General features: G+C 59.7%; 28 protein-coding genes. 9 read left to right on the forward strand and 19 right to left on the reverse strand.

Features of this window, described 5'->3' with window-relative positions; genetic code table 11:
* Positions 1-93 precede the first annotated feature (93 nt).
* On the forward strand, positions 94-693 hold the full coding sequence (azoR, locus tag C1N84_RS09820) for an FMN-dependent NADH-azoreductase (RefSeq protein WP_021506120.1): 600 nt from the start codon (positions 94-96) through the stop codon (positions 691-693).
* Between the two features lie 78 nt (positions 694-771).
* On the opposite strand, the gene C1N84_RS09825 is transcribed toward azoR, so the two are convergent.
* Genes C1N84_RS09825 through C1N84_RS09835 form a run of 3 tightly spaced genes read right to left on the reverse strand, consistent with a single transcriptional unit; the run spans position 772 to position 3,907 of the window.
* Positions 772-1,092, reverse strand: a complete 321-nt coding sequence (locus C1N84_RS09825) for a YdbL family protein (RefSeq protein WP_021506121.1) — start codon at positions 1,090-1,092, stop codon at positions 772-774.
* 11 nt (positions 1,093-1,103) lie between these two features.
* On the reverse strand, positions 1,104-1,292 hold the full coding sequence (locus C1N84_RS09830) for a YnbE family lipoprotein (RefSeq protein WP_010618431.1): 189 nt from the start codon (positions 1,290-1,292) through the stop codon (positions 1,104-1,106).
* Positions 1,289-3,907 carry a YdbH family protein gene (locus C1N84_RS09835; protein ID WP_264441286.1) on the reverse strand — a complete coding sequence of 873 codons (2,619 nt, stop codon included), beginning with the start codon at positions 3,905-3,907 and terminating at the stop codon, positions 1,289-1,291. Before C1N84_RS09835 ends, C1N84_RS09830 begins: the two co-directional genes overlap by 4 nt.
* Positions 3,908-4,072: 165 nt before the next feature.
* Between C1N84_RS09835 and C1N84_RS09840 the strand changes: the two genes are divergently transcribed.
* Complete coding sequence (locus C1N84_RS09840) at positions 4,073-5,065, forward strand: 2-hydroxyacid dehydrogenase (protein ID WP_215800138.1); 993 nt, start codon at positions 4,073-4,075, stop codon at positions 5,063-5,065.
* Between the two features lie 15 nt (positions 5,066-5,080).
* Here C1N84_RS09840 and C1N84_RS09845 read toward each other — a convergent pair whose 3' ends face one another.
* Positions 5,081-5,353: a putative hemolysin gene (locus tag C1N84_RS09845; protein WP_021506124.1), complete on the reverse strand. Its 273-nt coding sequence runs from the start codon at positions 5,351-5,353 to the stop codon at positions 5,081-5,083.
* A 188-nt stretch (positions 5,354-5,541) separates the two neighbouring features.
* Here C1N84_RS09845 and C1N84_RS09850 point away from each other — a divergent pair, with 188 nt between their 5' ends.
* Complete coding sequence (locus tag C1N84_RS09850; RefSeq protein ID WP_264441287.1) at positions 5,542-6,198, forward strand: MgtC/SapB family protein; 657 nt, start codon at positions 5,542-5,544, stop codon at positions 6,196-6,198.
* 77 nt (positions 6,199-6,275) lie between these two features.
* On the opposite strand, the gene C1N84_RS09855 is transcribed toward C1N84_RS09850, so the two are convergent.
* Both C1N84_RS09855 and iraP read right to left on the reverse strand, forming a co-directional pair.
* Positions 6,276-6,476: a DUF2767 family protein gene (locus C1N84_RS09855; protein ID WP_010618426.1), complete on the reverse strand. Its 201-nt coding sequence runs from the start codon at positions 6,474-6,476 to the stop codon at positions 6,276-6,278.
* A 145-nt stretch (positions 6,477-6,621) separates the two neighbouring features.
* Positions 6,622-6,987 (reverse strand): anti-adapter protein IraP, encoded by a 366-nt coding sequence (iraP, locus tag C1N84_RS09860; RefSeq protein ID WP_136546798.1) that lies wholly within the window; start codon positions 6,985-6,987, stop codon positions 6,622-6,624.
* A gap of 325 nt (positions 6,988-7,312) precedes the next feature.
* Between iraP and ttcA the strand changes: the two genes are divergently transcribed.
* Entirely contained in the window at positions 7,313-8,248 is a 936-nt protein-coding gene (gene ttcA / locus C1N84_RS09865) for a tRNA 2-thiocytidine(32) synthetase TtcA (protein WP_021506126.1), read from the forward strand.
* Positions 8,249-8,301: 53 nt separating this feature from the next.
* On the opposite strand, the gene C1N84_RS09870 is transcribed toward ttcA, so the two are convergent.
* The 3 genes from C1N84_RS09870 to C1N84_RS09880 all read right to left on the reverse strand — a co-directional run bounded on the left by C1N84_RS09870 (position 8,302) and on the right by C1N84_RS09880 (position 11,488).
* Positions 8,302-8,448, reverse strand: a complete 147-nt coding sequence (locus C1N84_RS09870; protein WP_021506127.1) for a hypothetical protein — start codon at positions 8,446-8,448, stop codon at positions 8,302-8,304.
* 308 nt (positions 8,449-8,756) lie between these two features.
* The gene (gene zntB, locus C1N84_RS09875; protein ID WP_021506128.1) at positions 8,757-9,740 is read right to left on the reverse strand and encodes a zinc transporter ZntB; all 984 of its coding nucleotides are present in this window, start codon (positions 9,738-9,740) and stop codon (positions 8,757-8,759) included.
* Positions 9,741-9,868: 128 nt separating this feature from the next.
* Positions 9,869-11,488, reverse strand: a complete 1,620-nt coding sequence (locus C1N84_RS09880) for a peptide ABC transporter substrate-binding protein (RefSeq protein WP_264441288.1) — start codon at positions 11,486-11,488, stop codon at positions 9,869-9,871.
* A 188-nt stretch (positions 11,489-11,676) separates the two neighbouring features.
* Between C1N84_RS09880 and mpaA the strand changes: the two genes are divergently transcribed.
* The gene (gene mpaA, locus C1N84_RS09885) at positions 11,677-12,390 is read left to right on the forward strand and encodes a murein tripeptide amidase MpaA (protein ID WP_152391032.1); all 714 of its coding nucleotides are present in this window, start codon (positions 11,677-11,679) and stop codon (positions 12,388-12,390) included.
* Here mpaA and ycjG read toward each other — a convergent pair.
* Positions 12,359-13,345: an L-Ala-D/L-Glu epimerase gene (gene ycjG, locus C1N84_RS09890; RefSeq protein WP_141495472.1), complete on the reverse strand. Its 987-nt coding sequence runs from the start codon at positions 13,343-13,345 to the stop codon at positions 12,359-12,361. The two genes, mpaA and ycjG, sit on opposite strands and share 32 nt — an antisense overlap.
* A gap of 151 nt (positions 13,346-13,496) precedes the next feature.
* Here ycjG and tpx point away from each other — a divergent pair, with 151 nt between their 5' ends.
* On the forward strand, positions 13,497-14,000 hold the full coding sequence (gene tpx, locus C1N84_RS09895; RefSeq protein ID WP_058780606.1) for a thiol peroxidase: 504 nt from the start codon (positions 13,497-13,499) through the stop codon (positions 13,998-14,000).
* A gap of 58 nt (positions 14,001-14,058) precedes the next feature.
* On the opposite strand, the gene tyrR is transcribed toward tpx, so the two are convergent.
* From tyrR to pspA, 7 genes are all read right to left on the reverse strand, one after another.
* Entirely contained in the window at positions 14,059-15,624 is a 1,566-nt protein-coding gene (tyrR, locus tag C1N84_RS09900; protein WP_021506133.1) for a transcriptional regulator TyrR, read from the reverse strand.
* A 213-nt stretch (positions 15,625-15,837) separates the two neighbouring features.
* Positions 15,838-16,911: a YcjF family protein gene (locus tag C1N84_RS09905; protein WP_264441289.1), complete on the reverse strand. Its 1,074-nt coding sequence runs from the start codon at positions 16,909-16,911 to the stop codon at positions 15,838-15,840.
* A complete protein-coding gene (locus tag C1N84_RS09910; protein WP_264441290.1) occupies positions 16,908-18,305 on the reverse strand; it encodes a YcjX family GTP-binding protein in 1,398 nt (465 codons plus the stop codon). The genes C1N84_RS09905 and C1N84_RS09910 overlap by 4 nt, the downstream gene beginning before the upstream one ends.
* A complete protein-coding gene (pspD, locus tag C1N84_RS09915) occupies positions 18,286-18,534 on the reverse strand; it encodes a phage shock protein PspD (protein ID WP_058769747.1) in 249 nt (82 codons plus the stop codon). Before pspD ends, C1N84_RS09910 begins: the two co-directional genes overlap by 20 nt.
* Before the next feature lie 48 nt (positions 18,535-18,582).
* Complete coding sequence (pspC, locus tag C1N84_RS09920; RefSeq protein WP_058758492.1) at positions 18,583-18,930, reverse strand: envelope stress response membrane protein PspC; 348 nt, start codon at positions 18,928-18,930, stop codon at positions 18,583-18,585.
* Positions 18,927-19,151 (reverse strand): envelope stress response membrane protein PspB, encoded by a 225-nt coding sequence (gene pspB / locus C1N84_RS09925; RefSeq protein WP_021506138.1) that lies wholly within the window; start codon positions 19,149-19,151, stop codon positions 18,927-18,929. The genes pspC and pspB overlap by 4 nt, the downstream gene beginning before the upstream one ends.
* 57 nt (positions 19,152-19,208) lie before the next feature.
* A complete protein-coding gene (gene pspA / locus C1N84_RS09930) occupies positions 19,209-19,874 on the reverse strand; it encodes a phage shock protein PspA (RefSeq protein ID WP_021506139.1) in 666 nt (221 codons plus the stop codon).
* 156 nt (positions 19,875-20,030) lie between these two features.
* On the opposite strand from pspA, the gene pspF reads away from it, so the two are divergent.
* Positions 20,031-21,026, forward strand: a complete 996-nt coding sequence (gene pspF, locus C1N84_RS09935) for a phage shock protein operon transcriptional activator (protein ID WP_125308797.1) — start codon at positions 20,031-20,033, stop codon at positions 21,024-21,026.
* Between the two features lie 120 nt (positions 21,027-21,146).
* The gene (gene leuA / locus C1N84_RS09940) at positions 21,147-22,832 is read left to right on the forward strand and encodes a 2-isopropylmalate synthase (RefSeq protein WP_264441291.1); all 1,686 of its coding nucleotides are present in this window, start codon (positions 21,147-21,149) and stop codon (positions 22,830-22,832) included.
* Here leuA and C1N84_RS09945 read toward each other — a convergent pair.
* Together C1N84_RS09945 and C1N84_RS09950 are read right to left on the reverse strand one after the other, a co-directional pair.
* Positions 22,783-23,565 (reverse strand): AraC family transcriptional regulator, encoded by a 783-nt coding sequence (locus C1N84_RS09945; RefSeq protein WP_021506142.1) that lies wholly within the window; start codon positions 23,563-23,565, stop codon positions 22,783-22,785. The two genes, leuA and C1N84_RS09945, sit on opposite strands and share 50 nt — an antisense overlap.
* Positions 23,566-24,429: an NAD(P)-dependent oxidoreductase gene (locus tag C1N84_RS09950; RefSeq protein WP_264441292.1), complete on the reverse strand. Its 864-nt coding sequence runs from the start codon at positions 24,427-24,429 to the stop codon at positions 23,566-23,568.
* 215 nt (positions 24,430-24,644) lie between these two features.
* Between C1N84_RS09950 and pqqU the strand changes: the two genes are divergently transcribed.
* A complete protein-coding gene (gene pqqU, locus C1N84_RS09955) occupies positions 24,645-26,774 on the forward strand; it encodes a TonB-dependent receptor PqqU (RefSeq protein ID WP_394541613.1) in 2,130 nt (709 codons plus the stop codon).
* The last annotated feature ends 5 nt before the right edge of the window (positions 26,775-26,779 follow it).

Raw genomic sequence — 26,779 nt, forward strand, 5'->3', positions numbered from 1 at the left:
CCTCGAAATATTGCGCTTTTACCTGCCGGACGAACTCCGTAGAGTGTAACGCATTGAGCGGTAAGCCAACCGCGTAACGTACAGGAAAATACCATGAGCAAAGTTTTAGTTCTGAAATCAAGCATCCTTGCCGGTTACTCACAGTCTAACCAGCTGGCAGACTTCTACGCTGATGAAGCCCGCGCCAAAGGCGACGAAGTCACGGTACGCGATCTGGCTGCCCAGCCGATTCCGGTACTGGACGGTGAACTGGTTGGCGCCCTGCGTCCTTCAGACGCGCCGCTGTCGCCACGTCAGCAGGACGCGCTGGCCCTGTCCGATGAACTGATTGCTGAACTGCAGGCGCACGATACCGTGGTTATCGCCGCTCCGATGTACAACTTCAACATTCCTACTCAGCTGAAAAACTACTTTGACCTGATTGCCCGTGCCGGCGTCACCTTCCGCTACACCGAAGCAGGCCCGGAAGGTCTGGTGAAAGGCAAACGTGCGGTGATCCTCTCCAGCCGTGGCGGCATTCACAAAGACACCCCGACTGATCTGCTGACCCCGTACGTGAAACTGTTCCTCGGCTTCATCGGCATCACCGACGTTGACTTCGTGTTCGCCGAAGGCATTGCCTACGGCCCGGAAGTGGCAACCAAAGCCGCCAGCGATGCCAAAGACGCCATCAAACAGATTGTTGCTGCGTAATCATCATTAAAACAATGCTATCTGTCTTGCCGGGCCTGAGTGCCCGGCTTTTTTATGCCTGCGCTGTCGTGGAAGCAGTTATTTCTGCACCCACTGGCCATTTATCCCGCGCACATATTCGCCGCTGCCGGCACGGTTAACCAGCTTCTCGCCGGCGATGCGCGCCACCTCGGCGGTGGTGAGGTTGTTCTGCTGCGCCACGCGTTGATACTGCTGGCTGCGGCCGTCATTGATGCGCTTAACCAGCGCCAGCGTCTCGTCATCCTGCTGACGGGCGGCGATGTAACCGCTCAGCGTTTCGCCCACGCGCCCCTGCTGGCGCGCCTGATCCAGCGTCAGCGCCCAGGCCGACGGCACCAGCAAAAACGCCAGCAACAGCGCTATCCCCTTGCGTTTCATCGGGCCTCTCCTCAAAACAGTCCGCTCTGATTCTTCAGCAGCGCTTCGACGTCTTTATCCACCTTGATGTGGATTTCATGTTCGATTTTTACGTTCATGTTGATGGTGATTGGCTCTTTGGGTGCGGCGACTTCGATGCGCGGCACACAGCCCAGCAGCGGCAGTCCCGCTGTCAGCACCAGTAATGCCCTCAGGCTCATGGTTTCGGGTCCTTGTTGGATGGCAGGGTGGCGTTTTGCTCCACCCAGGATTGCAAATTATCGCCAAAGCGCAGGCTGCGCCACAGCTGGAACAGGTTTTCCTGATGACGGTAATTAAGATTGACGGACTGGCGGCGGTTACTGAACTGGCTGGTGCCTTTCACCTCGCTTTGCAGAATCAGGTTACCGAAGTTATCCAGATCCAGCGTCGCCCACGAACGGGCAATCTCCATGTAGCGCAGCCAGTCCATCGCCGCCCCGGCGGCCACATTATTGCTGACAATCGCATCCGCCATGTCTTTGTCCATGCGGAACGTCAGCGGGCCACTGTTGGCGACCCAGCCCTTTTCAATCAGCCAGTGCGGATTGTTCACCCACAGCGGCAATTCGCCATTCACTTTACCGGACATGGCAAACTGCTTCGGCTTGAGCGCCGTCACCAGCCGGCTGAGATCAATGTCACGCAGCGAAATCCGCGCCGGCTGATGCTGCGGTAAACGCAATGCTGGCATGCTGACGTGCCCGCCGAGCAGATCGAGATTGACGTTGCTGAGCGTCAGCGGCTGGCGCTCCTGCCACGGATAGTGGCCCTGCAGATCCGCAGTTATGTTTTGCAGCGCAAACTGGTTTTTCACTTCGGCGATGCGCAGCGACACCGGCCCGCGGCGCCCCAGCTGCCACTGATGATCTTTCAGGCGGAACGGCAGGGTAAAATCGATGCCGTTAATTTCACTGTCCGGCATCCATACGCTGCCCTGTTTCACCGCCCAGAAACCGCCCGCCTCAAACCCCTGGCCGCTGGCGGCAGAAAAGGCCATCTGCGCGCGCAGTTCGCCAGACTGAATGCGCATTTTCAGATCGCTGCTCAGCAGCGGCTGAAAGACACTGAGCGACTGCGCCGGCCACCAGGCTTCGCCGCGCAGCCGCTCGCCGTCCCAGCGGCCATGCACGCGCAGCGGTCCGATGTCTTCAGCGGTGAGCTGACCGCGCCACAGAAAATGTCCTGGATCGCGCCCTTTGGCATCGAAACGCAGTTCGGACGGCGGCAGCCAGCCACCGTAGCTAAAGCGGGTCTGGCCGGAACGCAGCGCAAACCCGCCGTTAAACGCCGGCTGTGCCACATCGCGCTGCCAGCGCACCGGCGCGGTCAGCGTCAGGCGCGGCTTATCCACCTGCACCATGCCGTACGCCAGCTGATCAAACCCGGTGTTCAGCGTATCGAGGCTGATCAGGGTGTCGTGCCAGCTGCCGGTGCCCTTCACATCCCATTTGGCGCTAAGCGGCGCCATCACGCCTTCGCCCCAGTAACGCCAGTTCCAGCGTCCGCTGTCTGGCCAGAAGTCGCTGGCGCGCCCGTCGAGATGCAGCCTGAAGCGGCCGAAACTGGGGTCGTGCGCGTTGAGAATCGCCTGTAACCGGCCGTTGATGCCGCGCGAAGCCACGCTGACGCCGGCCAGCGGCCAGCGCGCTTCATCCACTTCCAGCGTCGAGAGTATGCGTCCGCGCAGGCGCAACAGTGCGCCCGGCTGCAGGCTGAGCTGCGGATCGCTCAGCATGCCATGTAATTGTCCGGGAATGGTGCCGTACAGCTGCAGGTCGGCAAACTTGCTTTCGCCGGTTAACTGGAACGGCAGTGCGCTGTCAGTCAGGCTCAGCTTGCCCGGCCCAACGCTCAGTACCAGGTTGCCTTTCCCGCCGCGTCCGGCGGTCAGTAAATTAAAGCGGCCGCGGATCTGCGTCTGTTCCAGCCCCTGCTGCCAGTCATCCAGCGTCAGCGCCACGCCGCCCGACAGCGGCTGCGACCCGAACGGCCAGCGCCAGTGACCGGCAGTGATGCGGATTTGCTGCGCATCGACCTGCCACGGCAGCTGCAACAACGGCTGTGGTTCCTGTTGCTGGCGCACCACCAGTTCGCCCTGCTGCTGCTGCCAGTTAAGCGTCAGCGCCAGCGGCTGCGGCCACTGCGTCAGGTTAAGCGCACCGCTGAGCTCACCCGCCACCGGCAGGCCATCGGCAAACGTTGGCAGCGTCAGATTGCCATGCAGTTCGACCGGTTGCGGCAGAATGGGATGGCTGAGCTGGAGCTGATCAATGTGCAGCTGCTGCCCCTGCAGGCGCGCGGCGACGCGCAGGTTGTCGCCCTGATAACGCAGCTGCTGAAGGTCTTTGTCTAAAGTCAGATCGAAGCGGCCGGCATATTGCTGCCATGGCAAAATACTGAGCTGTTGCAGATGGATATCCGCGCCGGGCAGCATCTGCTGCCACTCTGCGAGGCTGCGCGGCGCATCGCGCGTGGCACTGTGCGGCAGCGCCTGCAGACAATCGCTGTTGAGCGCCACCTCGCGCGCATCAAGCTGCCAGCGCTGTTGCGTCCGGCCAAGCGCCACGTCGGCGACCTGCGCCAGCAGGCAGTCACCGGCCAGATAGCGCACATCAGGAAACACAAGCCGGCCCTGCTGCCAGTGCGGCGCGCCGTGTAGCTCGACGCGGGTATTTTCCGGCAGCCAGATACCTGCCAGCCGCGGCAGCCAGTGCGTCAGCGTCAGCAGCAATCCCAGCAGCAGCAGTATCAGCGCCAGTAGCGCAGCAAGTAGTCGACGGAGGCCCCGCGTCATGGCTGTTAACGTTCCTGTTCTTTACCCAATCCTGACAGAGATGATGGCATGTTACGCCCGGCAAATGAAGGCGTTACCGCTTTAGTCTGGCTGAAGAACAGCAAAATGACGCGGAAAACGTTATCCTGATGTGATACCGACGTAACATTTTTCAGGAGCGAAACAATGAAAGTTGCGGTTTACAGCACCAAGCATTACGACCAGAAATACCTCGAGCACGTTAACGAAAGCTACGGATTTGAGCTGCAGTTTTTTGACTTCCTGCTGAGCGAAACCACGGCGAAAAACGCCGCTGGCTGTGATGCGGTCTGTATCTTCGTTAACGATGACGGGAGCAAAGCGGTGCTGGCGGAGCTGGCGGCGCTGGGCGTGAAATATATCGCGCTGCGCTGTGCCGGTTTCAACAACGTCGACCTCGACGCAGCCGCCGCGCTGGGACTGCAGGTGGTGCGCGTGCCCGCTTACTCGCCGGAAGCGGTAGCGGAACACGCGGTAGGTCTGATGATGACGCTCAACCGCCGCATTCACCGCGCTTACCAGCGCACGCGCGATGCCAACTTCTCGCTGGACGGCCTGACAGGTTTCAACATGCATAACAAAACCGCTGGCGTGGTCGGCACCGGCAAGATTGGTGTGGCGACGATGCGCATCCTGAAAGGTTTTGGCATGCGTCTGCTGGCGTACGATCCGTATCCCAGTGACGCCGCGCTGGCGCTCGGGGCGGAGTATGTTGATTTGAAAACGCTGCTGGCGGAGTCCGATGTCATCACCCTGCACTGTCCGCTGACGCCGGAAAACCACCATCTGCTCAATGCGCAGGCGTTTAGCCAGATGAAAGATGGGGTGATGATTATCAATACCAGCCGCGGTGGGCTGATTGATTCACAGGCGGCGATTGAGGCGCTGAAACAGCAGAAAATCGGCTCGCTCGGCATGGACGTGTATGAGAACGAACGCGACCTGTTTTTTGAAGACAAGTCGAATGACGTGATTCAGGACGACGTGTTCCGCCGCCTGTCGGCCTGTCACAACGTGTTATTTACCGGCCATCAGGCCTTTCTCACCGCCGAAGCGCTGACGGCGATTTCAGAAACCACGCTCAGCAATTTACAGCAGCTGGCGCGCGGGGAAACCTGTGCAAATCAGGTGAAGGCGTAACGTTCTGCGCCTGCGTTAGCGGGCGCAGGCACCGCCAATCAGCGCCTGTTCGTCGCAGCGACGACCATTTGCCAGCTGACACATCCCGATGCGTGAACCGTCTAACTGACGCGAGAACGCCAGCGTGCCACCTGCGCTGTTGCAGTTGGCTTCTGCCATGGACGACATCACGACGTGCGGCTGCACGTGCGCGGCGGTGGCCTGTTGCGGCGGTTCATTGTCGCTGTTGCTGCTGCAGGCAGAGAGTAACAGCGCTGCGCCGGCCAGCAGTAAAGTTGCGGCTTTCATCGGTCGGGCTCCGGGAGTGTGAGCGGAAAAGTCGCACCAGCATATGTCAGCAGCGGTGCGCGATCGATAGGCGACACAGCTTTTTACAAAATTTAATATCGTCGTTGGCAAGCAGAATTATCCTGATTGCAGCGTTTTCCCTCTTTCTCTGCCTGTTCATACGCAACATCAATCAATAAGGAGGAAGGATGTTAGCCGACATGCTCATCCGCATCGCGTTAGCCGGAATACTGGGCGGACTGATTGGCCTGGAGCGCCAGATGCGCGCTAAAGAAGCCGGCCTGCGCACTCACATTCTGGTCGGTATTGGCAGCGCCATGTTCATGCTGGTGTCAAAATATGGCTTTGCCGATATGCTGACTAACGAACATGTGGCGCTGGATCCCAGCCGTATTGCGGCGCAGGTGGTCAGCGGCATGGGCTTCCTTGGCGCTGGCACGATCATCATTCAAAAGCAGATTGTGAAAGGCCTGACAACCGCCGCCGGCCTGTGGGTGACCGCCGCGATTGGCCTGGTGATCGGTAGCGGTATGTACGAAATCGGTATTTACGGTACGGTGCTGGCGCTGGTGGTGCTGGAAACGTTCCGCCGTATCAGCCACTGGCTGATTGGCCGCCATCACACTCTTATCGTCCATCTCAAAGCCAAAAGCGTACCGCTGGTGTTGCTGGTACTACAGCGCGAAAATTTGCGCTATGGCCACATCGCTGTGGTCAATCGTAACGAAGAGAGCGGCCTGTGCGAGCTGAGCGTTGAGGTGACGTTGTCACGCAGATTTCCTATGCACAGCATTTATGACAAAGTGATGGAAATCAAAGGCGTGCAGTCGCTGGAAATGGTTTGACTGCGCTGCCGCTGGCGGGTTAATCGCTGCGGTGGAGGGGAGATAAAAAGCCCGGCGCTGAAGGCCGGGCGGCTGGGTTAGCAGGGTTTGAGTTGTCCAATCGCCATTTCAACGGCGCGGTTAGGCGCGCCGGTTAATTCCCGGTAGCGCAGTTGCAGGTTACGCAACTCGCTGGCCAGCACCTCTTTTTCGGTAGCGGCACCGCGCTGCGCCAGTTCCAGATAGCATTGCCCCACCAGCCGGCATGCCTCCTCAAACACCATATCGTACGTTTGCATTGTCCTCTCCTCACCTTTAAAAACTAAAAAAAGCGCTGAATCCATCCTGTCAGCGCAGTGAGAAGAAATCTTTACCCAGATCAATAAATATGCAGTTACCGCTGGCAAAATGTGCGCAATGGTAGCCGACTGCGGCGCTGCGCGATTAGAACGGGTCCTTTTTATCGTCATCGCTGGCGCTGCTCACACCGGTAATACCTTCCAGCGCCTGCTGGTTGATGACATCATCGGCGCTGTCAACCGCACGCGAAATCGTCAACAGATCCTGAAACTCGCTCAGCAAAATAGCGGCGTCCGACTTAAGCATATCGTCAGCCTCGGCTGACTCAATCACCATGTTGATGGCTTTGTTGGCGCTTTCAATAACTTCAGTGACGCCGCCTTTCTTACTGACGGCCAGTACCAGCGCACCGATCAGCAGCGACTGAGCCTCAACGCGCGCGGTCAACTGCTTGGTGGTGGCATCAATTTGTGAAATCTTCGCCAGCATGCTTAACACAACATTTTTCATCGCTTATTCCTCCCTGGGGAAGCAGGCAGTGTACCGCTTGCCAAATCCGCGACAAACTAAAAATTGTGAATAGCGCAACAGGTCTCTGACCGCGATCGCGCGGCGCACAGAGCGCATCACCGGCAAACCCATAAATCGTGCTGGAATTTGGCGCTGTAATCCGTACCATACGCCACAGACTTTTCCTGCTGACTGCGGTCAGCCGGCACCCATAAAGGCCAGCGCAGCGACCCGCAGCGTGCGCGGACACGGTTAATGCAGGCCTGACCAGGGCCGCATCAACGCGACATCCGCAGCTGACCAGCGATCACCGAGACCGAAATTCATGTCTGAACATCAAGAAGTTAATAAAAAAGAGCAGTACAACCTGAACAAACTGCAGAAGCGCCTGCGCCGTAACGTCGGTGAAGCGATTGCGGATTTCAACATGATTGAGGAAGGCGATCGCATCATGGTGTGCCTGTCCGGCGGTAAAGACAGCTACACCATGCTGGAAATTCTGCGTAACCTGCAGCAGAGCGCGCCGGTCAACTTTTCGCTGGTGGCGGTGAATCTTGACCAGAAACAGCCGGGATTCCCGGCACACGTGCTGCCGGCTTACCTCGACACGCTGGGCGTGGAGTACCAGATCGTCAACGAAGACACTTACTCCATCGTTAAAGAAAAAATACCGGAGGGCAAAACCACCTGCTCGCTCTGTTCACGCCTGCGTCGCGGTATTCTTTACCGTACCGCCACTGAACTGGGCTGCACTAAGATTGCCTTAGGTCACCACCGCGATGACATCCTGCAGACGCTATTCCTCAACATGTTTTACGGCGGCAAGATGAAAGGCATGCCGCCAAAACTGATGAGCGACGACGGTAAACATATCGTAATCCGCCCGCTGGCCTACTGCCGCGAAAAAGATATCGTGCGGTTTGCCGAAGCGCGCCAGTACCCTATCATTCCGTGCAACCTGTGTGGTTCACAGCCGAACCTGCAGCGCCAGGTGGTTGCCGATATGCTGCGTGACTGGGACAAGCGCTATCCGGGCCGCATTGAAACCATGTTCAGCGCCATGCAGAACATCGTGCCATCACATATGGCTGATATTAATCTGTTTGATTTCAAAGGCATTAAGCATGGTGATGCGGTGGTTGACGGCGGGGACATTGGTTTCGATCGCGAATCGCTGCCAGCGCAGCCAGTCGGCTGGCAGGCTGACGAGGACGATCAGCCGGACCTGAGCGCTCGCCTCGACGTGCTGGAAATTAAATAACGCGGTGACTTTGCAGCATAAAGGCGCGTCGCTCCGGCAACGCGCCTTTTTTATTAGCGGTGCGGTGGAGGATCGCTAATCGGCGGAAATTCAGGATCGTGCGGCGGCTCAGGCTCGGGGATCGGCTGCGGTTGCGGCACGGGTTCGGGAATCGGTGGCGGATCGGTCGGGATAGGTTCGCTGGCGTGAATCATGCGCATGCCGTTCTCCTGTTCGCTGAATGTCTGTTAAGCATAGGAAAGGATGCGGCAGCAAGCCAAACGGCAAAAAAAAAGCCGGCGGATAAGCCGGCGTCGTACGAATCAAATGTGCTATGCAGTAATTCAAAAAAAGGAAGTAAGACAATATGGAGCGCAACGCCCATCGCTTGACGTTGCATTCACCTGCGGGAGAGAGTTTGCCCCGGTTGGGCTATGCGCTTATTGATGTCGATCAGGTTTTTTCCGCTTTTCTCCCCTGCACCGCCACAATTACCCGTACATGACCTGCAGATAACGCCGTAGTAACATCACAGCCAGTTGCGGCGTTTCAGCCACAGCGCGACCCCCAGCACCATCACCAGTAACAACCCGCAGAACATGGTAAAGCCGTGCGGCCAGCTGCCACCGGGAATGCCACCGAGATTGACGCCAAACAGCCCGGTGAGAAACGTGGCGGGCAGGAAAATCATCGCCATCAGCGACATGGTGTAAGTGCGCCGGTTCATGGATTCCGCCAGCAGCGAGGCCACTTCATCCGCCAGAATACCGGTACGCGCCACACCCGCATTGAGGTCATCCAGCCCGCGCCCCAGCCGGTCCGCAACATCCTGCATGCGGCGGCGATCGTCGTCGCTCATCCACGGCAGTTTCTCGCTTGCCAGCCGCGCATAGACATCACGCTGCGGCGCCATATAGCGGCGCATCACGATCAGCTGTTTGCGCAGCAGCGCCAGTTCACCGCGCGCCGGGACCTGCTGGTCCATCAGCGCATCTTCCAGCGCGATAATTTTATCGTGCATCTCTTCAATGAATTCGCTGGCGTGATCGGTGAGCGCATCGCAGACGTCCACCAGCCAGCTGCCGCCGTCCACCGGGCCGTTGCCGTTTTGCAGATCGGTCAGCACTTCATCGATGGCATACACTTTGCGACGGCGGGTAGAAACAATCAGCTTGTCATTGATAAATACCCGCATCGCCACCAGCTGGTCCGGGCGCGAATCGGCATTATGATTCACGCTGCGCAGCACGATCATAAAGCCGTCACCGAGACGCGTCACGCGCGGTCGCATGCTGTCACCGGCCAGCGCATCCCGCACCGCATCAGGGATCAGCGGCGTGTGCTGCAACCAGTCGGCGCTTTGCCGCTGGGTATAGTTCAGGTGTAGCCAGCAGTGACGCTCGCAGTTGATGACATCTTTATCTTCAATGGCGATAACGCCACCCTTGCCGTCGAACTGGCAGGCGACAATCGCATCCGACACCTGCAGCGCTTTTCCTTCAATGACGTTCACGTACTCGCCTCACTAGCAAAAACAATACGATACAGTCTAGCGCGGCGCGGGACAGTTGCAATTACCAGGGTGTGAGTAAAAATGACAGCGCAACCGGGCCGTTTGCCGCCCTCCCTGGCGGTTCAGCGTCAGTGCTTCTCAATCCACAATTCCCGGCTGTAGGCAACGTCTTCCGGATTAGCGATAGGATAGCCCTTAACCCACGGCTTGATCAGCCGCCCGTTGGTGTACTGGTAGATCGGCGCAATCGGCGCCTGGTCAGCGATGATCTGCTCGGCTTTGTTGTAATCGGCATTACGCGCCGCCACGCTGGTTTCATTGCTGGCCTTACTCAACACCGCATCATATTCCGCGTTACTGAAGCGGGAAATATTGCCGCTGTGGCTGGCGGTCAGCAGGCTGAGGAAGGTCGACGGCTCATTGTAATCGCCCACCCAGGAAGCGCGGATCACATCGAAATTACCGCTGTTGCGGCTGTCGATATAGGTTTTCCACTCCTGGTTCTGCAATGTCACGTCAACGCCGAGATTCTTTTTCCACATCGAGGCCACCGCAATCGCAATCTTCTGGTGACTTTCAGAGGTGTTATACAGCAGCGTCAGGTGCAGCGGTTTAGCCGGGCCGTAACCGGCGGCGGTGAGCAGGGCTTTGGCCTGCGCATTCAGTTCCTGCTGGCTGTGCTGCTGCAGATAGCTCTGCTGCGGCGTGAAGCCGGCGGTGACGTCTGGTGTGAAGTGCCATGCCGGTTTCTCGCCGGTGCCCAGCACTTTTTCCGCGATGATGCGGCGGTCAATGCTCCATGACAGCGCCTTACGCACCCGCACATCCGCCGTCGGCCCTTTCTGGGTATTAAACGCGTAATAGTAGGTGCCAAGCTGATCCGGCGTATACACCTGCCCCGGCAGCTCTTTTTTCAACAGGCCGTACATATTTTTCGGGAAGGATTCCGTGATATCGATGTCCCCGGCGCGGTAACGCTTGGTGGCGCTGGATTCTTCATTGATGGGAATAAAGGTCACTTTCGTCAGCACCGAATGGGCGTTATCCCAGTAGTGCGGGTTACGCACCAGCACAATCTTTTCGTTAACTACGCGCTCCTGCAATTGATAAGCGCCGTTGCCCACCAGCTTACCCGGCACAGTCCAGCCATCGCCGTTTTGCGCGATGACCTTTTGCGGCACCGGGAACATCGCCACGTTAGCCACCATGCTGGGGAACCACGGCAGTGGACGTGACAATGTCACCTTAAGATGCGTTTCATCGGTCGCCACCACGCCCAGCTTGTCCGGGCTCATCTGCCCTTTGGTGATGGCTTCAGCATTCTCAATGCCGCTCAGCGCGGCAAACCAGGCGAAAGGCGAGCTATTTTTGGGATCGACCAAACGTTGCCAGCTATAGACAAAATCCTGTGCGGTCACCGGTTCACCGCTGGACCAGCGCGCATCTTTGCGCAGCGTAAACAGCCAGGTTTTGTTGTCATTGCTGCTCCAGCTCTGCGCAACGCCCGGCACGATTTTGCCCTGTGCGTCCTGGTTAGTCAGCCCTTCAAACAGATCGCGCAGCACCTGAATCTCCGGCAGACCGACCGCTTTGAGCGGATCAAGCGAGGCCGGTTCATCTTTGATATGGCGGACGATTTCCTGACTGCTGGCCAGTTGCGCCCCGGCTGGCACACTGGCGGCATAGGCGGATGAGAGAGCGCTGCTGATGATGAGCGCGGCCAGCGTGGTGCGGAAAGTTAGTTTCATCACGACTCCTTGACCCGAAAAAAGGGCGACGGCCAAACCAATGCGTCGCCAGCAACTTTTCGCACTTTATCGCAAATCGCTGATTGATAAATAGCTATTTCCCCGTCTGCTGTTTACCGTTATGTTGAGGCTGGATTGCAGCTCACAATTTTTGCGGCTGAACGCGATGCATGACAGAGAGGAAGGTTATGTCGACACACCACCCGCGCCCGCTGCGCGGTAAGCTGGACGCCGTCTGGCAACAGTATGGACATTCGGTGCTGGGTGCGCCGCTGCTGTGGTTTCCGGCACCGGCGGCTGACGAGGACAGCGGACTGATTATTGCCGGCACCCACGGCGATGAAAACGCGGCGGTGGCCACGCTCTCTGCCGCCATGCGCACGCTGCCGGACACGCTGCGGCGTCATCATGTGATTCTGGCGGTCAATCCGGATGGCTGCCAGCTCGGGCTGCGCGCCAATGTCAACGGTGTCGATCTCAACCGCAACTTCCCTGCCGCCAACTGGCAAGCGGGCGATACTGTCTATCGCTGGAACAGCGTGGCCGACGCGCGCGATGTGCTGCTCTCAACCGGAAACGCACCAGCGTCAGAGCCGGAAACCGCCGCACTGTGCCAGCTGATTCATCGCATCCGGCCGCGCTGGGTCGTCTCCTGGCACGAACCGCTGGCCTGTATTGACGATCCGCACCACAGCCCGCTGGCCAGCTGGCTGGCGGAACAAACCGGTCTGCCGGTGGTGAGCAGCGTCGGCTACGCCACGCCGGGCTCGTTTGGCAGCTGGTGCGCCGATCTCAGTCTGCCCTGCATCACCGCCGAAATGCCGGCCATCTCGGTGGACGAAGCCACCGAGATGTATCTTGATGCGATGATCAACCTGCTGCGCTGGCAGCCGTCGTCTTAAGCACGCCGTGCGAGAAGTGCAGCGACGGTTCCACATCGGCCGCCAGCCACGTCGGACCGTCGAGGTCAGCAAACGTGGCCTGCGGCGTTAACGGTAGCGCGGCGCGAATGGCGCGTGAGGTACACAACATACAGCCCAGCATGATGGCAAATCCCTGCGCGCGCGCGGCCGTGGCCAGCGCCAGCGCTTCGGTCAGCCCACCGGTTTTATCCAGTTTGATATTCACCATGTCGTAGCGCCCGTGCAGGGCTGCCAGACTGTCGCGCGTGTGGCAGCTCTCATCCGCACAGATCGGTAGCGGATGGATAAAATGGGCCAGCGCCGCATCCTGCGCGGCAGGCAGCGGCTGCTCCAGCATCGCCACCTGCAAATCCGCCAGCAACTGGCAACGCGCCGCCAGCCCCTCTGCCTGCCAGGATTCATTGGCATCGACGATCAGCGTGGCGTCCGGCACCGCACTGCGGATCGCCACCAGCCGTTCGCTGATCAGATGGTTATCCAGCTTAATTTTCAGAAGGCGCGCGCCGTGCTGCCACAGCGCCAGCGCGCTGCTGGCCATCGCTTCTGGCGTATCGATGCTGACGGTATGCGCCGTGACGATCTCCTGTGCCGGCAGCGCCTCACACAGCGCCGCCAGGCTGGTGCGCTGCTGCTGACGTTCCAGATCCCACAGCGCGCAATCAATCGCGTTGCGCGCGGCACCGGCCGGCAACGCCTGTTGCAGCGCTGCCCGCGTCATGCCGTTTTGTAACGCACCGAGCTGTGAAGCAATCTGCTGCAGCACCGAAGCCTCACTTTCGCCATAGCGCGCATAGGGCGTGGCCTCGCCAATCCCTTTGAGGCCATCCTGCTCAATCTCCACCACCACCACGTGCGCCTCGGTGCGGCTGCCGCGCGAAATCACAAACGGCGAGTGCAGCGGCCAGGCTTCCGGATAACTTTTCACTGTTCTCATACTGACTCCTCAAATCCATGACGTCATAACGTGCTGGTGCAGCTCCACGTTGAATTAGGCTCGTAAACCCTTAAAATTTATGTCATAAACAAACGCTATACCTGTTCTGGTGGGGTTAACGCCAGATATTTCATCGTTAAAAGGAAATTGTATGTCGCAGAATGTTCACTTTCAGGGCAATCCGGTGCCGGTTGCCGGCCACTTCCCGCAGGCTGGCGAGCAGGCAAAACCGTTCAACCTGGTAGCGAAAGATCTCAGTGATGTGTCCCTTTCTCAGTATGCAGGCAAACGCAAAGTTCTGAACATTTTCCCAAGCATTGATACCGGCGTGTGTGCCGCGTCGGTGCGCAAATTCAACGAGCGTTCTGGCGAAGCTGACAACACCGTGGTGCTGTGCATCTCTGCCGATCTGCCGTTTGCGCAGTCGCGCTTCTGCGGCGCCGAGAACGTCAACAACGTAGTGACGCTGTCTACGCTGCGCGGTGCAGAATTTATTGAAAATTACGGCGTCGCGATCGCCGATGGCCCGCTGAAAGGCCTGACCGCCCGCGCGGTGGTGGTGCTGGATGAGAACGATAAGGTGCTGTACAGCGAGCTGGTGAATGAAATCACCGAAGAGCCGAACTATGAAGCGGCACTGGCAGCGCTGAAGTAAGGCTATTGCTGATAAAAAAGCCGTCTGTCACAGACGGCTTGTTGATGCAGAACGCGGATTATTCGCCTTCGCTGCGTTTCTGACCGAGGCCATATTCGCGCAGCTTGTTGGCAATCGCGGTGTGTGACACCCCAAGGCGTTTCGCCAGTTTACGCGTGCTGGGATACGACAGATAGAGACGAGTCAGCACTGAACGCTCGAAACGGCTGGTGATTTCATCCAGCGACCCTTCCATTGCCTCTTCGCCCAGCGACACATCCAGCGCCTGCTCCGGCAGTACGATATCCTGCGGACGCAGTTCATAACCTTCCAGTTGCGTGAGCGCGCGGTACAGCGCATTTTTCAACTGGCGCACGTTGCCCGGCCAGTTATAGCGCGTCAGGAACGGCGTCAGCTGCGGTGACAAACGCGGGCGCGGCAGTCCCTGCTCATCGGCGAAGCGCGCCACAAACATTTCGGTGAGCGGCAGAATATCCAGCGGACGTTCGCGCAGCGGCGGCAGATTCAGCGTCAGCACGTTCAGACGATAGAACAGGTCTTCGCGGAACTCACCGCGCTGCACCAGCTCAATCAGGTTCTTTTGCGTGGCGCAGATCACGCGCACATCCACATGCACTTCATGATCCTCGCCGACGCGGCGGAAGGTGCCATCGTTCAGGAAGCGCAGCAGTTTGGTCTGCATGCGCGGCGACATCTCGCCGATTTCATCCAGCAGCACCGAGCCGCCGTTCGCCTGCTCAAAGAAGCCCTTCTTCCCTTCCAGCGCGTTGGGATACGCGCCCGCCGCGTGACCAAACAACTCGCTCTCAGCGACGTCATCCGGAATCGAGCCGCAGTTGAGCGCCAGGAACGGTTTTTTACCGCGTGCGCTGCGCAGATGGCAGGCGCGCGCCAGCATATCTTTACCGGTGCCGGTGTCGCCGACAATCAGCAGCGGCGCATCGTGCATCGCCAGCTTGCGCGCCTGGTCGATCACCTGACGCATTTTCGGCGTCACCGCCACGATGTGATCGAATTCGGAGTCATCGGTAACGCTGAGATTCTGCAACTGCCGCCCCATGCGTGCGGTGGATTTCAGAGTGATCATCGCGCCTACCGGCTGGTCGTTCTGCTCATCTTCCTGCGCCAGATAGATCGGGCGCGCTTCCATGAGAAAATCACGCCCCTGGATCACCACATGCTGCGCCTGCGCGTCAACACGTTCACTCTCCAGCCAGCGCTGGAAATTAAAGCCGGCAATCAGCGTGCCGGCGTTCTGATTACGGATCTTCTGTTCGTCGAGGTTAAACAGGTTTTGCGCCGCCGGATTCGCCAGTTCGACTTTACCTTTCAGGTCGAGGGAGAACACCGGCTCGGGCATCGCCACCAGCAGCGCGCTCAACGCGCGATGTTCACGCTCAGACGGCATGAAAGACACGGTGCGAACGTCTGTCACGCCCGGTGTGCGGCGAATCTCCGCCATCAGGTTGCTGAATGCGTCAAATTCCAGCGCAGAAAAGTTGAGGTAGATGCGGCCCAGCGAGGCAATTTCAATGCCGCGCAGGTCAATATTACGGGCAACCAGCAGGTCGAGTAGCTCGCGCGCCAGACCGATACGGTCCTGGCAGAAAACTTCCAAACGCATTGCGATGAGCCTTAGTCAGGTTTTGATTTTAGAGATAATACGCTAACTTGCAGCGCCTCAGAAGGGTTCTGTCATGAAAAGTTGACACTCTGAGGCAGGTGACGAAGAGAAGTGTAGCGGAACAACCAACAATAATCCCGCCAGAAATCACTCTGAGCACAGATAATTTCACCTTTCACGCCATCGGCAGCGTGAAAGGCAGACATGGTGAGATTATTTAGCAGCCTGACCTGCTTTATCACCGCTTTTGGCCAGCGATTCTTTAAGCTGTCCCACCAGTTCACGGCGGAAATCGCCGAGCCGCGGTTTGTCCTCCGCCAGCCACGGCAGCGGACGGCATAATTCCATGGCTTTGATCCCCAGTCGGGCGGTGAGCAGCCCGGCACCGATGCCCTGCGCCGCACGCGCCGAGAGACGGGCGGCGATGTCCTGCGACATCCAGTCCATGCCCACCTCACGCACCAGCTCTGACGCACCGGCAAACGCCATATTCAGCAATACCAGCCGGAACAGCCGGATGCGACTGAAGTAGCCAAGTTCAATGCCGTAGATGGCCGCGATGCGGTTCACCAGCCGCAGGTTGCGCCAGGCGATAAACGCCATGTCCACCAGCGCCAGCGGGCTGACGGCAATCATCAGCGTCGATTCTGCCGCGTGGCGGCTGATTTCGCGCCGCGCCTGCCGGTCCAGCACCGGCTGCACCAGCTGGGCATACAGCGTGACAATTTCGCGGTCGTTATGGGTTTCGTGCAGTGCCGCGTGCCAGCGCTGCAGTGCCGGATGCGCCTGATCCAGCTGCGCCTGGCGCGCCAGCTTTTCGCAGAACGCCCGGCCTTTGCCGATGCCGTGGCTGGCCAACAGCTCACGGCCAACGTCCCGCTCTTCCGCCCGCTGACGCAGACGATACAGCCGACGCCATTCGCCAATCAGCGCGCCCGCGCCAGCGGCGACAATCAGCCCACCAGCCACGCCGCTGCCCAGTGCAAACCAGTCGCGCGTCAGCCAGGCATCGTGCAGCCACTGGGCGCCCTGCGCCACCACGCTGATGCCAAAGATGCCCAGCCCGACGCCCACCATTTTGCGCCACAGGCTGCGCTTTGGCCGCAGCGCGGCTTCCACCACTTTCTCGCCGGCGCCCTCTTCCAGCGGCTCCGCGTCAGGCGTCACCAGAAACCCCTGTTGCGCGTCGCTGCTAAAGGTGTGCGCCGCGCGCAGGGTCGGCTCCACAGGCTCCTGCAACGGGCGGGCAAAATCTATCCGTGGTTTGAGTGGCGTTTCATTGCTCATCGCAATTTATCTCCCAGTAAAAATTCCAGCGCAGCATCCATGCGGATATGCGGCAATGGCCGATCGACATCCAGCTGCTGCGGCCGGAACTGTTCAAACTGAAACCCCTGCTGCTGCCAGAAGCTGTTGCCCGGCAGGCGCGGCGGTACTTCGCCCGGGTAAAAAGTCAGCGGTTCACCGTCGGAGAGGCGATGACCGCGCAGCGCCGGTAATTTTTCTCCGCGATGATCCACCAGCCCGCTCTCGGTCGCCTGCACCGACGCCAGCCCCAGGCAATCCATGCTGATGCCTTCAAACGCGGCGTTCTGCCACGCGTCCTGCACCAGCTGCTGCAGCAGAGACACCATATTGGCGTGCTGATCGGCAGTGATGTGATCGGCCTTGGTGGCGGCAAACAGCAACTTATCGATGACCGGCGAGAATAGACGGCGGAACAGCGTGCGCTGGCCATAGTGAAAACTTTGCATCAGCTGGGTCAGCGCCAGCCGCATATCATTGAACGCCTGCGGTCCACTGTTGAGCGGCTGCAGGCAATCGACCAGCACGATCTGACGATCGAAGCGCAGGAAGTGATTTTTATAAAACCCTTTCACCACATGCTGACAGTAGTAGTGAAAACGCTGCTGCAGCATGGCGAAATTGCTGCCGGCCGGCGCCTGAAGCAGCTTGCCGGCCTGCTGTTCATCGACGTTGGGCCACGGGAAAAACTGCAGTGCCGGCGCGCCAGCCATGTCACCCGGCAACACAAAACGTCCCGGCTGGATGAAGTGCAATCCTTCGGTTTTGCACTGATGCAGGTAGTCGGTCCAGGCCGCGGCGATCTCCGCCAGGCGGTTTTCATCGGCGGGCGCGAACGGGTCGAGATCGGCGCTCAGGCTGTGCCAGCGCGCGGCCCACTGCTGACGATCGCCCTGCAGCAGGCCGACCATCTGGCGTGACCAGCTGAGATAATCCTGCGCCAGCATCGGCAGATCGAGCAGCCACTCGCCGGGATAATCGACAATTTCGAGGTAAAGGGTGGCGGTATCTTTGAAATGACGCAGCAGAGACTGATCCGGCCGGTAGCGCAGCGCCAGGCGCATCTCGCTGACGCCGCGCGTCGGGGTCGGCCACATCGGCGGCGTGCCGTACAGCTGGGCCAGCCCTTCGTCATAGGTAAAGCGCGGCGTGCCCAACTCACGCTGGGGTACGCGCTTCACGCCCAGCAGTCGCTCTTCGCGTACCACGGAAAACAGCGGCAGACGCGCGCCGCTGTGGACATTAAGCAGCTGGTTAACCAGCGAGGTGATAAAGGCGGTTTTGCCGCTGCGGCTCAGGCCGGTGACGGCGAGGCGCAGATGACGATCCACGCCGCGGTTCATCAGCCCCATCAACTCATTTTGCAGTCTTTTCATCGCTCTCCCTGATGAAACGTGCTGACAGGCGGTTAAACGCCTTACTCAGCAACGGTTCCAGGGCGGCCGCCAGCAACAGGCGCAGCGGACGGCGCGCCACCGATTTCACTGCCCAGCCGGCCAGGCCGCCGGGCGCATAGGTTACTGCACTGATGATGATGAATTTTCCCGCCGACTTCAACGCAGGCGTTGCGCGGCGGCGCAGAGCAGTAAAACGTTGCGTATGCATAGCGCCTCTCTTAGAGCAGCGGACCCGCTGACGGGCCCGCGACAGGGATTAAATCTGGCGGAAACGGCTGCGTACGCTGAAGGTTTCTGAGGTCACGTAACGCTCAATATCGCGTACGTTACGCTCATCCGCGGTGAGCGTGTTCTCCAGCTCATCCAGCAGTTCGCGCGCCGTTGGTGTGCGCTCAGAGGGTGCGTCCAGCGGTTTTTCATCCAGCACGTAGCCGAGGATAAAGTAGGCGGTCACGGTGATCATAAACAGACCGAAAAACAGTGACAGCACCACAATCACACGCAGCAGCCGCACCGGAATATCCAGGTACTCGGCCAGCCCGGCACACACGCCGCGCACTTTGCCCTGCTGCGGAATACGCCACAGTTTGCGTCCGTTCATCATGGCTGCCTCCAGTTCGGGTGTTCGGCATCGAGGATCGCTTCCAGCGCCTCGACCCGGTCACGCATGCGGCGCGCTTCCTGCGTCAGCTGCTGCAGGCGCTGCAGGTCACCGGACGATAGCGTCCCGCCGTTGCGTTTGTTGCTGTAGTGCAGCCATAACCAGATCGGTGCCACAAACAGCACGAAGATCGTTAACGGTATGGCCAGAAATAGTGCGCTCATTGACTCTCCTTTTTCAGTACACCCGGCAATCCGGGCCCGTTAGCAGGCCCGGGGCGATCACTCGCTGCGGTTCATTTTGGCTTTCAGCGCAGCCAGCTGCTGGCTGATTTCGTCATCGGCTTTCAGATCGGCAAACTGCTGGTCCAGCGTTTTGCTTTTACCGAAGCGCTGGCTTTCCGCTTCTGCTTCCATGTGATCGATGCGACGTTCAAACGATTCAAAGCGTGCCATTGCCTCATCCAGCTTGCCGCTGTCGAGCTGACGACGCACATCGCGTGACGATGAAGCCGCCTGGTGACGCAGCGTCAGGGCCTGCTGGCGGGCGCGGGTTTCGCTGAGTTTTTTCTCCAGCTCGCCAATCTCGCCTTTCATGCGATCCAGCGTCTCTTCAACGTGGCTGGCTTCCTGCTGCAGCGCAGCGATCAGGTCGGTCAGCTTCTGTTTCTCAATCAGCGCCGAACGGGCTAAATCTTCTTTCTCTTTACTCAGCGCCAGCTCAGCTTTTTCCTGCCATTCGGCCTGCTGAGTTTCGGCCTGCTCAATACGGCGCAGCAGCTGTTTCTTTTCTGCCAGCGCGCGGGCCGAGGTGGAACGCACTTCCACCAGCGTGTCTTCCATTTCCTGAATCATCAGGCGTACCAGTTTCTGCGGATCTTCGGCACGCTCCAGCAGCGAGTTGATGTTAGCGTTCACGATATCGGCGAAACGAGAAAAAATACCCATAATGATGTTCCTCTGGTTGTCATGTCTTTACGCTCATGACTAATACAAGATGCGTGCCAGTTTTTAATATGCTGATTTTACTGGATTTGACTGTTTTACACGCGCGGCGCAATCCGTTAAAGTAGTGAAATTAATTAATCAGTGGTGAATTTCATCATGGCAAATGGTAAAGACAATCTGCTGGGCGAGTCGAATAACTTTTTAGAGGTGCTGGAACAGGTATCGAAACTGGCACCGCTGGAGAAACCGGTGCTGGTGACTGGCGAACGCGGTACCGGTAAAGAGCTGATTGCCAGCCGCCTGCACTACCTCTCCGACCGCTGGCAGGGGCCGTTTATTTCGCTCAACTGCGCCGCGCTGAATGAAAACCTGCTGGATTCCGAGCTGTTCGGCCATGAAGCCGGAGCCTTTACCGGCGCCCAGAAGCGCCACCTTGGCCGCTTTGAGCGCGCCGATGGTGGCACGCTGTTTCTGGATGAGCTTGCCACTGCGCCGATGCTGGTGCAGGAGAAACTGCTGCGCGTGATTGAGTATGGCCAGCTGGAACGCGTTGGCGGCAATCAGTCGCTGCAGGTTAACGTGCGGCTGGTGTGCGCTACCAATGAGGATCTGCCCGCGCTGGCCGCCGCCGGCCGTTTTCGCGCCGACCTGCTCGATCGCCTGGCGTTCGATGTTGTCCAGCTGCCGCCGCTGCGCGAGCGCCGCAGCGATATTCTGGTGATGGCCGAGCATTTTGCCATTCAAATGTGCCGCGAGCTGGGCCTGGCGCTGTTTCCCGGCTTTAGCGAGCGCGCTCAGCTCACCCTGTTGCAGCACAGCTGGCCGGGCAACGTGCGTGAACTGAAAAACGTGGTGGAGCGCTCGGTGTACCGTCATCACAGCACCGAACAGGCGCTCGACACCATCATCATCAATCCGTTTGCGCCACGCAGCGCTCCTGCGATAACAGAGCCAGCAGCAGAACAGCGTGAAAACGCCCTGCCGGCGCTGCCGCTGGATTTACGCCAGTGGCAAAACCAGCAGGAGTGCGCCCTGGTCGAAGCCAGTCTGCAACAGGCGCGATACAACCAGCGCCGCGCCGCTGAACTGTTGCGCGTCACTTATCATCAGCTGCGCGCGATGATGAAAAAACACGGCATCGAAGCACAGTAGGGTTTAACTGACGGGTATCGCTGCGGCAGCTGTCAGTTTTGCACGCCGGGTTGTCAGCTATGCGTGAGCCGCGTCCGGCAGGTTACTGCAGACTACAGGCAGACCTCAAGGAGACCCCCCATGCTGACTCAACCTGCTGAAAAATATCGCCCGTGGCCTGTCATCAATCTGGCGGATCGCCAGTGGCCGTCACGCCAGATCACCCGCACGCCGCGCTGGCTCTCAACCGATTTGCGTGATGGCAATCAGGCGCTGGCCACGCCGATGGACAGCGCGCGCAAATTAGCATTCTGGCAACTGCTGCTGCGCTGCGGCTTTAAAGAGATTGAAGTGGCGTTTCCCGCCGCCTCGCAAACCGATTTTGACTTTGTGCGCCTGCTGATTGAACAGCAGCACATCCCTCACGACGTCACTATTCAGGTATTAACTCAGGCGCGCGGCGATTTAATCGATCGCACCTTTGCAGCGCTGCGTGATGCGCCGCAGGCGATTATCCATCTGTATAACGCCACCGCACCGCTGTTCCGTGAACGCGTATTTCGTCAGAGCAAAGCTGAGATCGTCGAGCTGGCCTGCGCCGCCGCGCGACAAATCCGCGCACGCTGTGCGGCGCAGCCCGCCACGCGCTGGACCTTTCAGTACTCGCCGGAAACTTTCTGCTTTACCGAGCCGGAATTCGCGCTGGAAATCTGTGAAGCGGTCGCCGCCATCTGGCAGCCGGGACCGCAGCGGCCGATGATCATCAACCTGCCCGCCACGGTGGAAGTCAACACGCCCAACGTCTATGCCGACCAGATCGAGTATTTCTGTCGCCACTTCAGCCAGCGCTCGCAGGTGGCCATCAGCGTCCATCCACATAACGATCGCGGCACCGGCATCGCCTGCGCCGAGCTGGCGCTGCTGGCCGGGGCCGATCGCGTTGAAGGCTGTCTGTTTGGTAACGGCGAGCGCACCGGCAACGTCGATCTGGTGACGCTGGCGCTGAATCTCTATACCCAGGGCGTGACGCCTGAGCTGGACTTTAGCGATATGCGCGAGGTGCTGGAAGTGGTGACGCGCTGTAACCAGCTGCCGGTCCATCCGCGCCATCCTTACGCCGGCGAACTGGTGTTTACCGCCTTCTCCGGCTCGCATCAGGATGCCATTCGCAAAGGCTTTGCCGAACGCAGCGCGCGTAATGAAGTGGTATGGCAAATGCCCTACCTGCCACTCGATCCGCTGGACATCGGCTGCAGCTATGAAGCGGTTATCCGCGTGAATAGCCAGTCCGGTAAAGGCGGTGCCGCCTGGCTGCTGGAACAAAATCACGGCCTGCAACTGCCGCGCGGCCTGCAGCAGGATTTCAGCCGCTGCGTGCAACAGCAGACCGATGCTCACGGCCAGGAGATGACGCACCACGCGCTGTGGCAGCTGTTTTGTCAGCAGTACGGCCTGCAACAGCCACGGTGTCGCCTGCTGCAGGCGGAGAGCCATAGCGATGATCAGGGCGAGACGCGGATTAAAGCGCGCCTGCAGCAGGGTCCGCAGCAGCTAACCCTGGAAGGGCGCGGCAACGGTCTGCTGTCAGCGGCGGTGGCCGCGCTGCGTCAGCGCTACGATCTGGCCGTAACCATTGCGGATTACCATGAACACACGCTGGGCAAACGCAGCGACAGCCGTTCGGTGTGCTATATCAGCTGCATCACGCCCCATGGCGAGCGTGCGTGGGGCGTGGGTATTGATAATGACGTAACGCGCGCTTCGCTGCAGGCGTTGCTTAACGCGGCGGGCGCTTTTCTGCCGCCGGAAAGTAGTTCGCTGGCGTAACGCCCAGCACGCGACGAAACATGGCGCTAAAGGCGCTCGGGCTGTCATAACCGAGATCGAGCGCCACGGCCAGCACCGTATCGCCCTGCGCCAGCCGGGTCAGCGCCACGCTCAGCCGGGCACGCCGCAGCCAGTCGCTAAACTGCAAACCGGTTTCGCGACTGAAATGGCGCGCCAGCGTGCGTTCCGCCACACACAGCTGCGCTGCCGCGCGCGCCAGCGTCCAGCTCTCGCCCGGCGCCTGCTGAATCTGCTGGCACAGCGCCAGCAGCCGGTCGCTGTGTGGCAGTGGCAGGCCAAACGGCAGCACGTCCATCACGCGAATTTCATCGAGAATCAGCTCGTAAATGCGCTCGGCGCGACTGCCAGACGCGTAATGCTCCGGCAGCGTGAGCGCGCTGACAATCAGCTCCCGCAGCAGCGGCGATATCTGCACCACCTGACAGCTGGCGGGCAGATCGGCGCGCGCCAGCGGATCGACAAACAGCGTGCGCGCCGCCACGCTGCCAACGATGTGCAGCGCATGACGCGTGCCGGCCGGCAGCCACACGCCGCGGCTGGGCGGCACAATCCAGCTGCCGTGTTGCGTTTCCACTTTCACCACGCCGCTCAGGGTATGTATCAGCTGCGCGCAGTGGTGATAGTGCCACGGCTCCGCATCGCCGTGCGCGTAATCATGCGCATACGGCACCAGCGGACGCTGCGAGAAGTCAAAGTCGAGCCGCTGACTCATTTAGCGTTTCAGGTACTGATAAACCGCCGCCAGATCCTGCTCGCCGTAACCGGCATCGACCGCCTGCTGCCAGACATCGACGATGTTTTCCAGCGCCGGCAGCGAGGTGTCGCCGGCCGCGTCCAGCGCCAGCCGCGCATCCTTCAGCGCCCAGATCAGATGCATCTGCGGCGTAAAGTCGCCGCTGGCAATCATGCCGAGTTTCATTTTGGCGTACGGCGCTGCCAGCGGACCGCCCTCCAGCACCTGCCAGAGATCGTCGGTAGTGAAACCGAACTGCTCTGCCAGCCGGGTGCTTTCGGCAAGACTCTGCATCAGGCCAATCAACCAGCTGTTCACCACCAGCTTCATGCGCGAGCTGGCGCCGGCGGCACCCAGCCACTGCGTCCCTTTACCAATCGCGGCGAACACCTGCTCCGCCGCCTGGGCGCGCTGCCGGTCGCCGCTGGCCATCACCAGAATCTGCGCGTTTTCAGCCGGCGCTTTGGTACCGGAAACCGGCGCATCAATAAACACCACGTCCGGCCGTGCGGCCGCCAGCCCGGCGATCAGCGCGTCGGTCGCTTCAACACCGATGGTGCCCATCTGCGCCACGGTAGCCCCCTGCTGCAGTGCGTTCTGCACCTGGTTAAGCGTGGCGCGCGTGGTAGCGCCGTCCGCCAGCATGGCAATCACCACCTCTGCGCCTTCCACAGCCTGCGCGGCGCTGTCGCTCAGCGTCAGGCCTGCGGCCACCAGATCTTCACCTTTGGCACGGGTGCGGTTCCAGCCGCGCACGGTAAAGCCCTTCTTCAACAGATTGGCGGCAAATGCGTGTCCCATCGCGCCTAATCCCAGTACCGCCACTACAGGTTGCTGACTCATGTTTTCTCCTTCCTCTGACCGCAGGCAAAACGATCACACTGACAGAAATTGGGGCTGACAGCCAGGCCAGAGGTGCGGTGAAAGGACATTTTTCCCGCCACACTTAACAGGGTTTTGCCCTACTATTAACGCTTTTCAAACCCGCGCTAAAACGATTAACATACGCGCGATAAATGTCCCAATTGGTTCATTTCACGTCTTTTACGGTTATTAAAATGAAAATTGCTCTTTTGCGACAGGCGCCGTTGCTGATGCTGCCTGCACTCCTGCCGCTGCCGCTGCCGCTGCTGGCGGCGGACAATGCCAGCAATACCCTGGTGGTGAGCGCCGCGCCCGCGGCCAGTGGACTCTCCGAATTGGATACCCCGGCGGCGGTCAGCGTCGTCAGCGGCGACGATATGCGCCACGCCGCACCGCGCGTTAACCTGTCTGAAAACCTCACCAGCGTGCCCGGTCTGCAAATTCAAAACAGACAAAATTATGCGCAGGACCTGCAGATTTCGGTGCGCGGCTTTGGCTCGCGTTCCACCTTCGGCGTGCGTGGCATCAGAATGTACGTTGACGGCATTCCGGCCAGCATGCCGGATGGCCAGGGGCAAACCTCGAATATCGATATCGGTTCCATCGAACGCGTGGAAGTGCTGCGCGGCCCGTTCTCCGCGCTGTACGGCAACGCATCGGGCGGCGTGATCAATGTGGAAACCGAGCGCGGCCAGCAGCCGACCACGCTGGAGGCCAGCAGCTGGTACGGCAGCTACGGCAGCTGGCGCAACAGTGTGAAAGCGAGCGGTGCCACCGGTGATGGCAGCCACGCCGGCGATGTTAACTATACGGTGTCGGCATCGCGCTTCACCACGCACGGCTATCGCGACCACAGCGCCGCGCAGAAAAACCTCGGCAATGCCAGGCTTGGCGTGCGCATTGACGATGTCAGCACCCTGACGCTGCTGTTCAACAGCGTTCACGTTGAGGCGCAGGATCCGGGCGGCCTGACGCCGGATCAGTGGCGTGATAATCCGCGCCAGGTGGCCAGCAACGTCACGCTGTACAACGCGCGTAAAACCGTCGACCAGACCCAGGCGGGCCTGCACTACCTGCGCCAGATGAGCGACAACGACGATCTCAGCGTGATGCTCTATGCCGGTGAACGCGAAACCACCCAGTATCAGTCCATCCCGCTGGCAACCCAGCTGAAAGCCGGCTATCCCGGCGGTGTCATTTCGCTGGCGCGCCACTACCAGGGCATTGATACGCGCTGGACGCACCGCGCTACGCTGTTGACGCTGCCGGTGACCCTGACCGGCGGCCTCGACTATGAGACCATGAGCGAGAAGCGCAAAGGCTATCAGAACTTCACCCGCAGTGACGGCACCACCGACTACGGCGTGCAGGGTGATCTGCGCCGCAACGAGCGCAACCTGAAGTGGAACCTCGATCCCTATCTGCAGACCGCGTGGCAGCTGAGCGATCGCTGGTCGCTGGACGCCGGCGTGCGCTTCAGCACGGTCAATTTCGATGCTAACGACTATTACGTGACCGCCAGCGATCCGGATGACAGCGGCAATCGCCGCTATCACCGCTGGCTGCCTGCGGCCTCGCTCAAATACGCGATTAATGATGGCTGGAACGCCTATGTTTCCGCTGGTCGCGGCTTTGAAACGCCGACGCTCAATGAACTCTCCTACCGCGCGGCGGATCAGGCCGGGCTCAATCTCAACCTGCAGCCGGCCACCAGCAATACCGTGGAGCTCGGCAGCAAAAAACGCCTCGGCAACGGCCTGCTGACCGCTGCGCTGTTTCAGACCGATACCAAAAACGAGATCGTGTCAGACAGCAGTTACGAAGGCCGCACCAGCTACAAAAACGCCGGTGAGACGCGCCGCCGAGGCCTGGAACTCGGACTCGATCAGCAGTTTGGCTATGACTGGCACCTGAAAGCCGCGTGGACGCTGCTCGACGCGCGCTACCGCAGTAACGCCTGCGGCAGCGACAGCTGTGACGGCAAGCGCATCCCCGGTATTGCACGCAATATGGCTTACGCCGGACTGGCCTACGCGCCGGAGCAAGGCTGGTATGCCGGCGGCGACCTGCGCTACCTGAGCGACATTGCGGCCAACGACCAGAATGATGTCAAAGCGCCGGCGTATACGGTGGTGGGACTGAACAGCGGCTATAAATGGCTGGTGCAGAACTGGACGCTGGATCTGTTTGGCCGTGTGGATAATCTGCTCGACCGCCACTATATCGGCTCGGTCATCGTTAATGAGAGCAATGGCCGGTATTACGAACCCGCACCGGGGCGTAATTACAGCGTCGGCCTGACGCTAAGCTACGCTTTCCAGTAATCTAA

The sequence above is a fragment of the Pantoea sp. SGAir0418 genome (assembly GCF_043529865.1).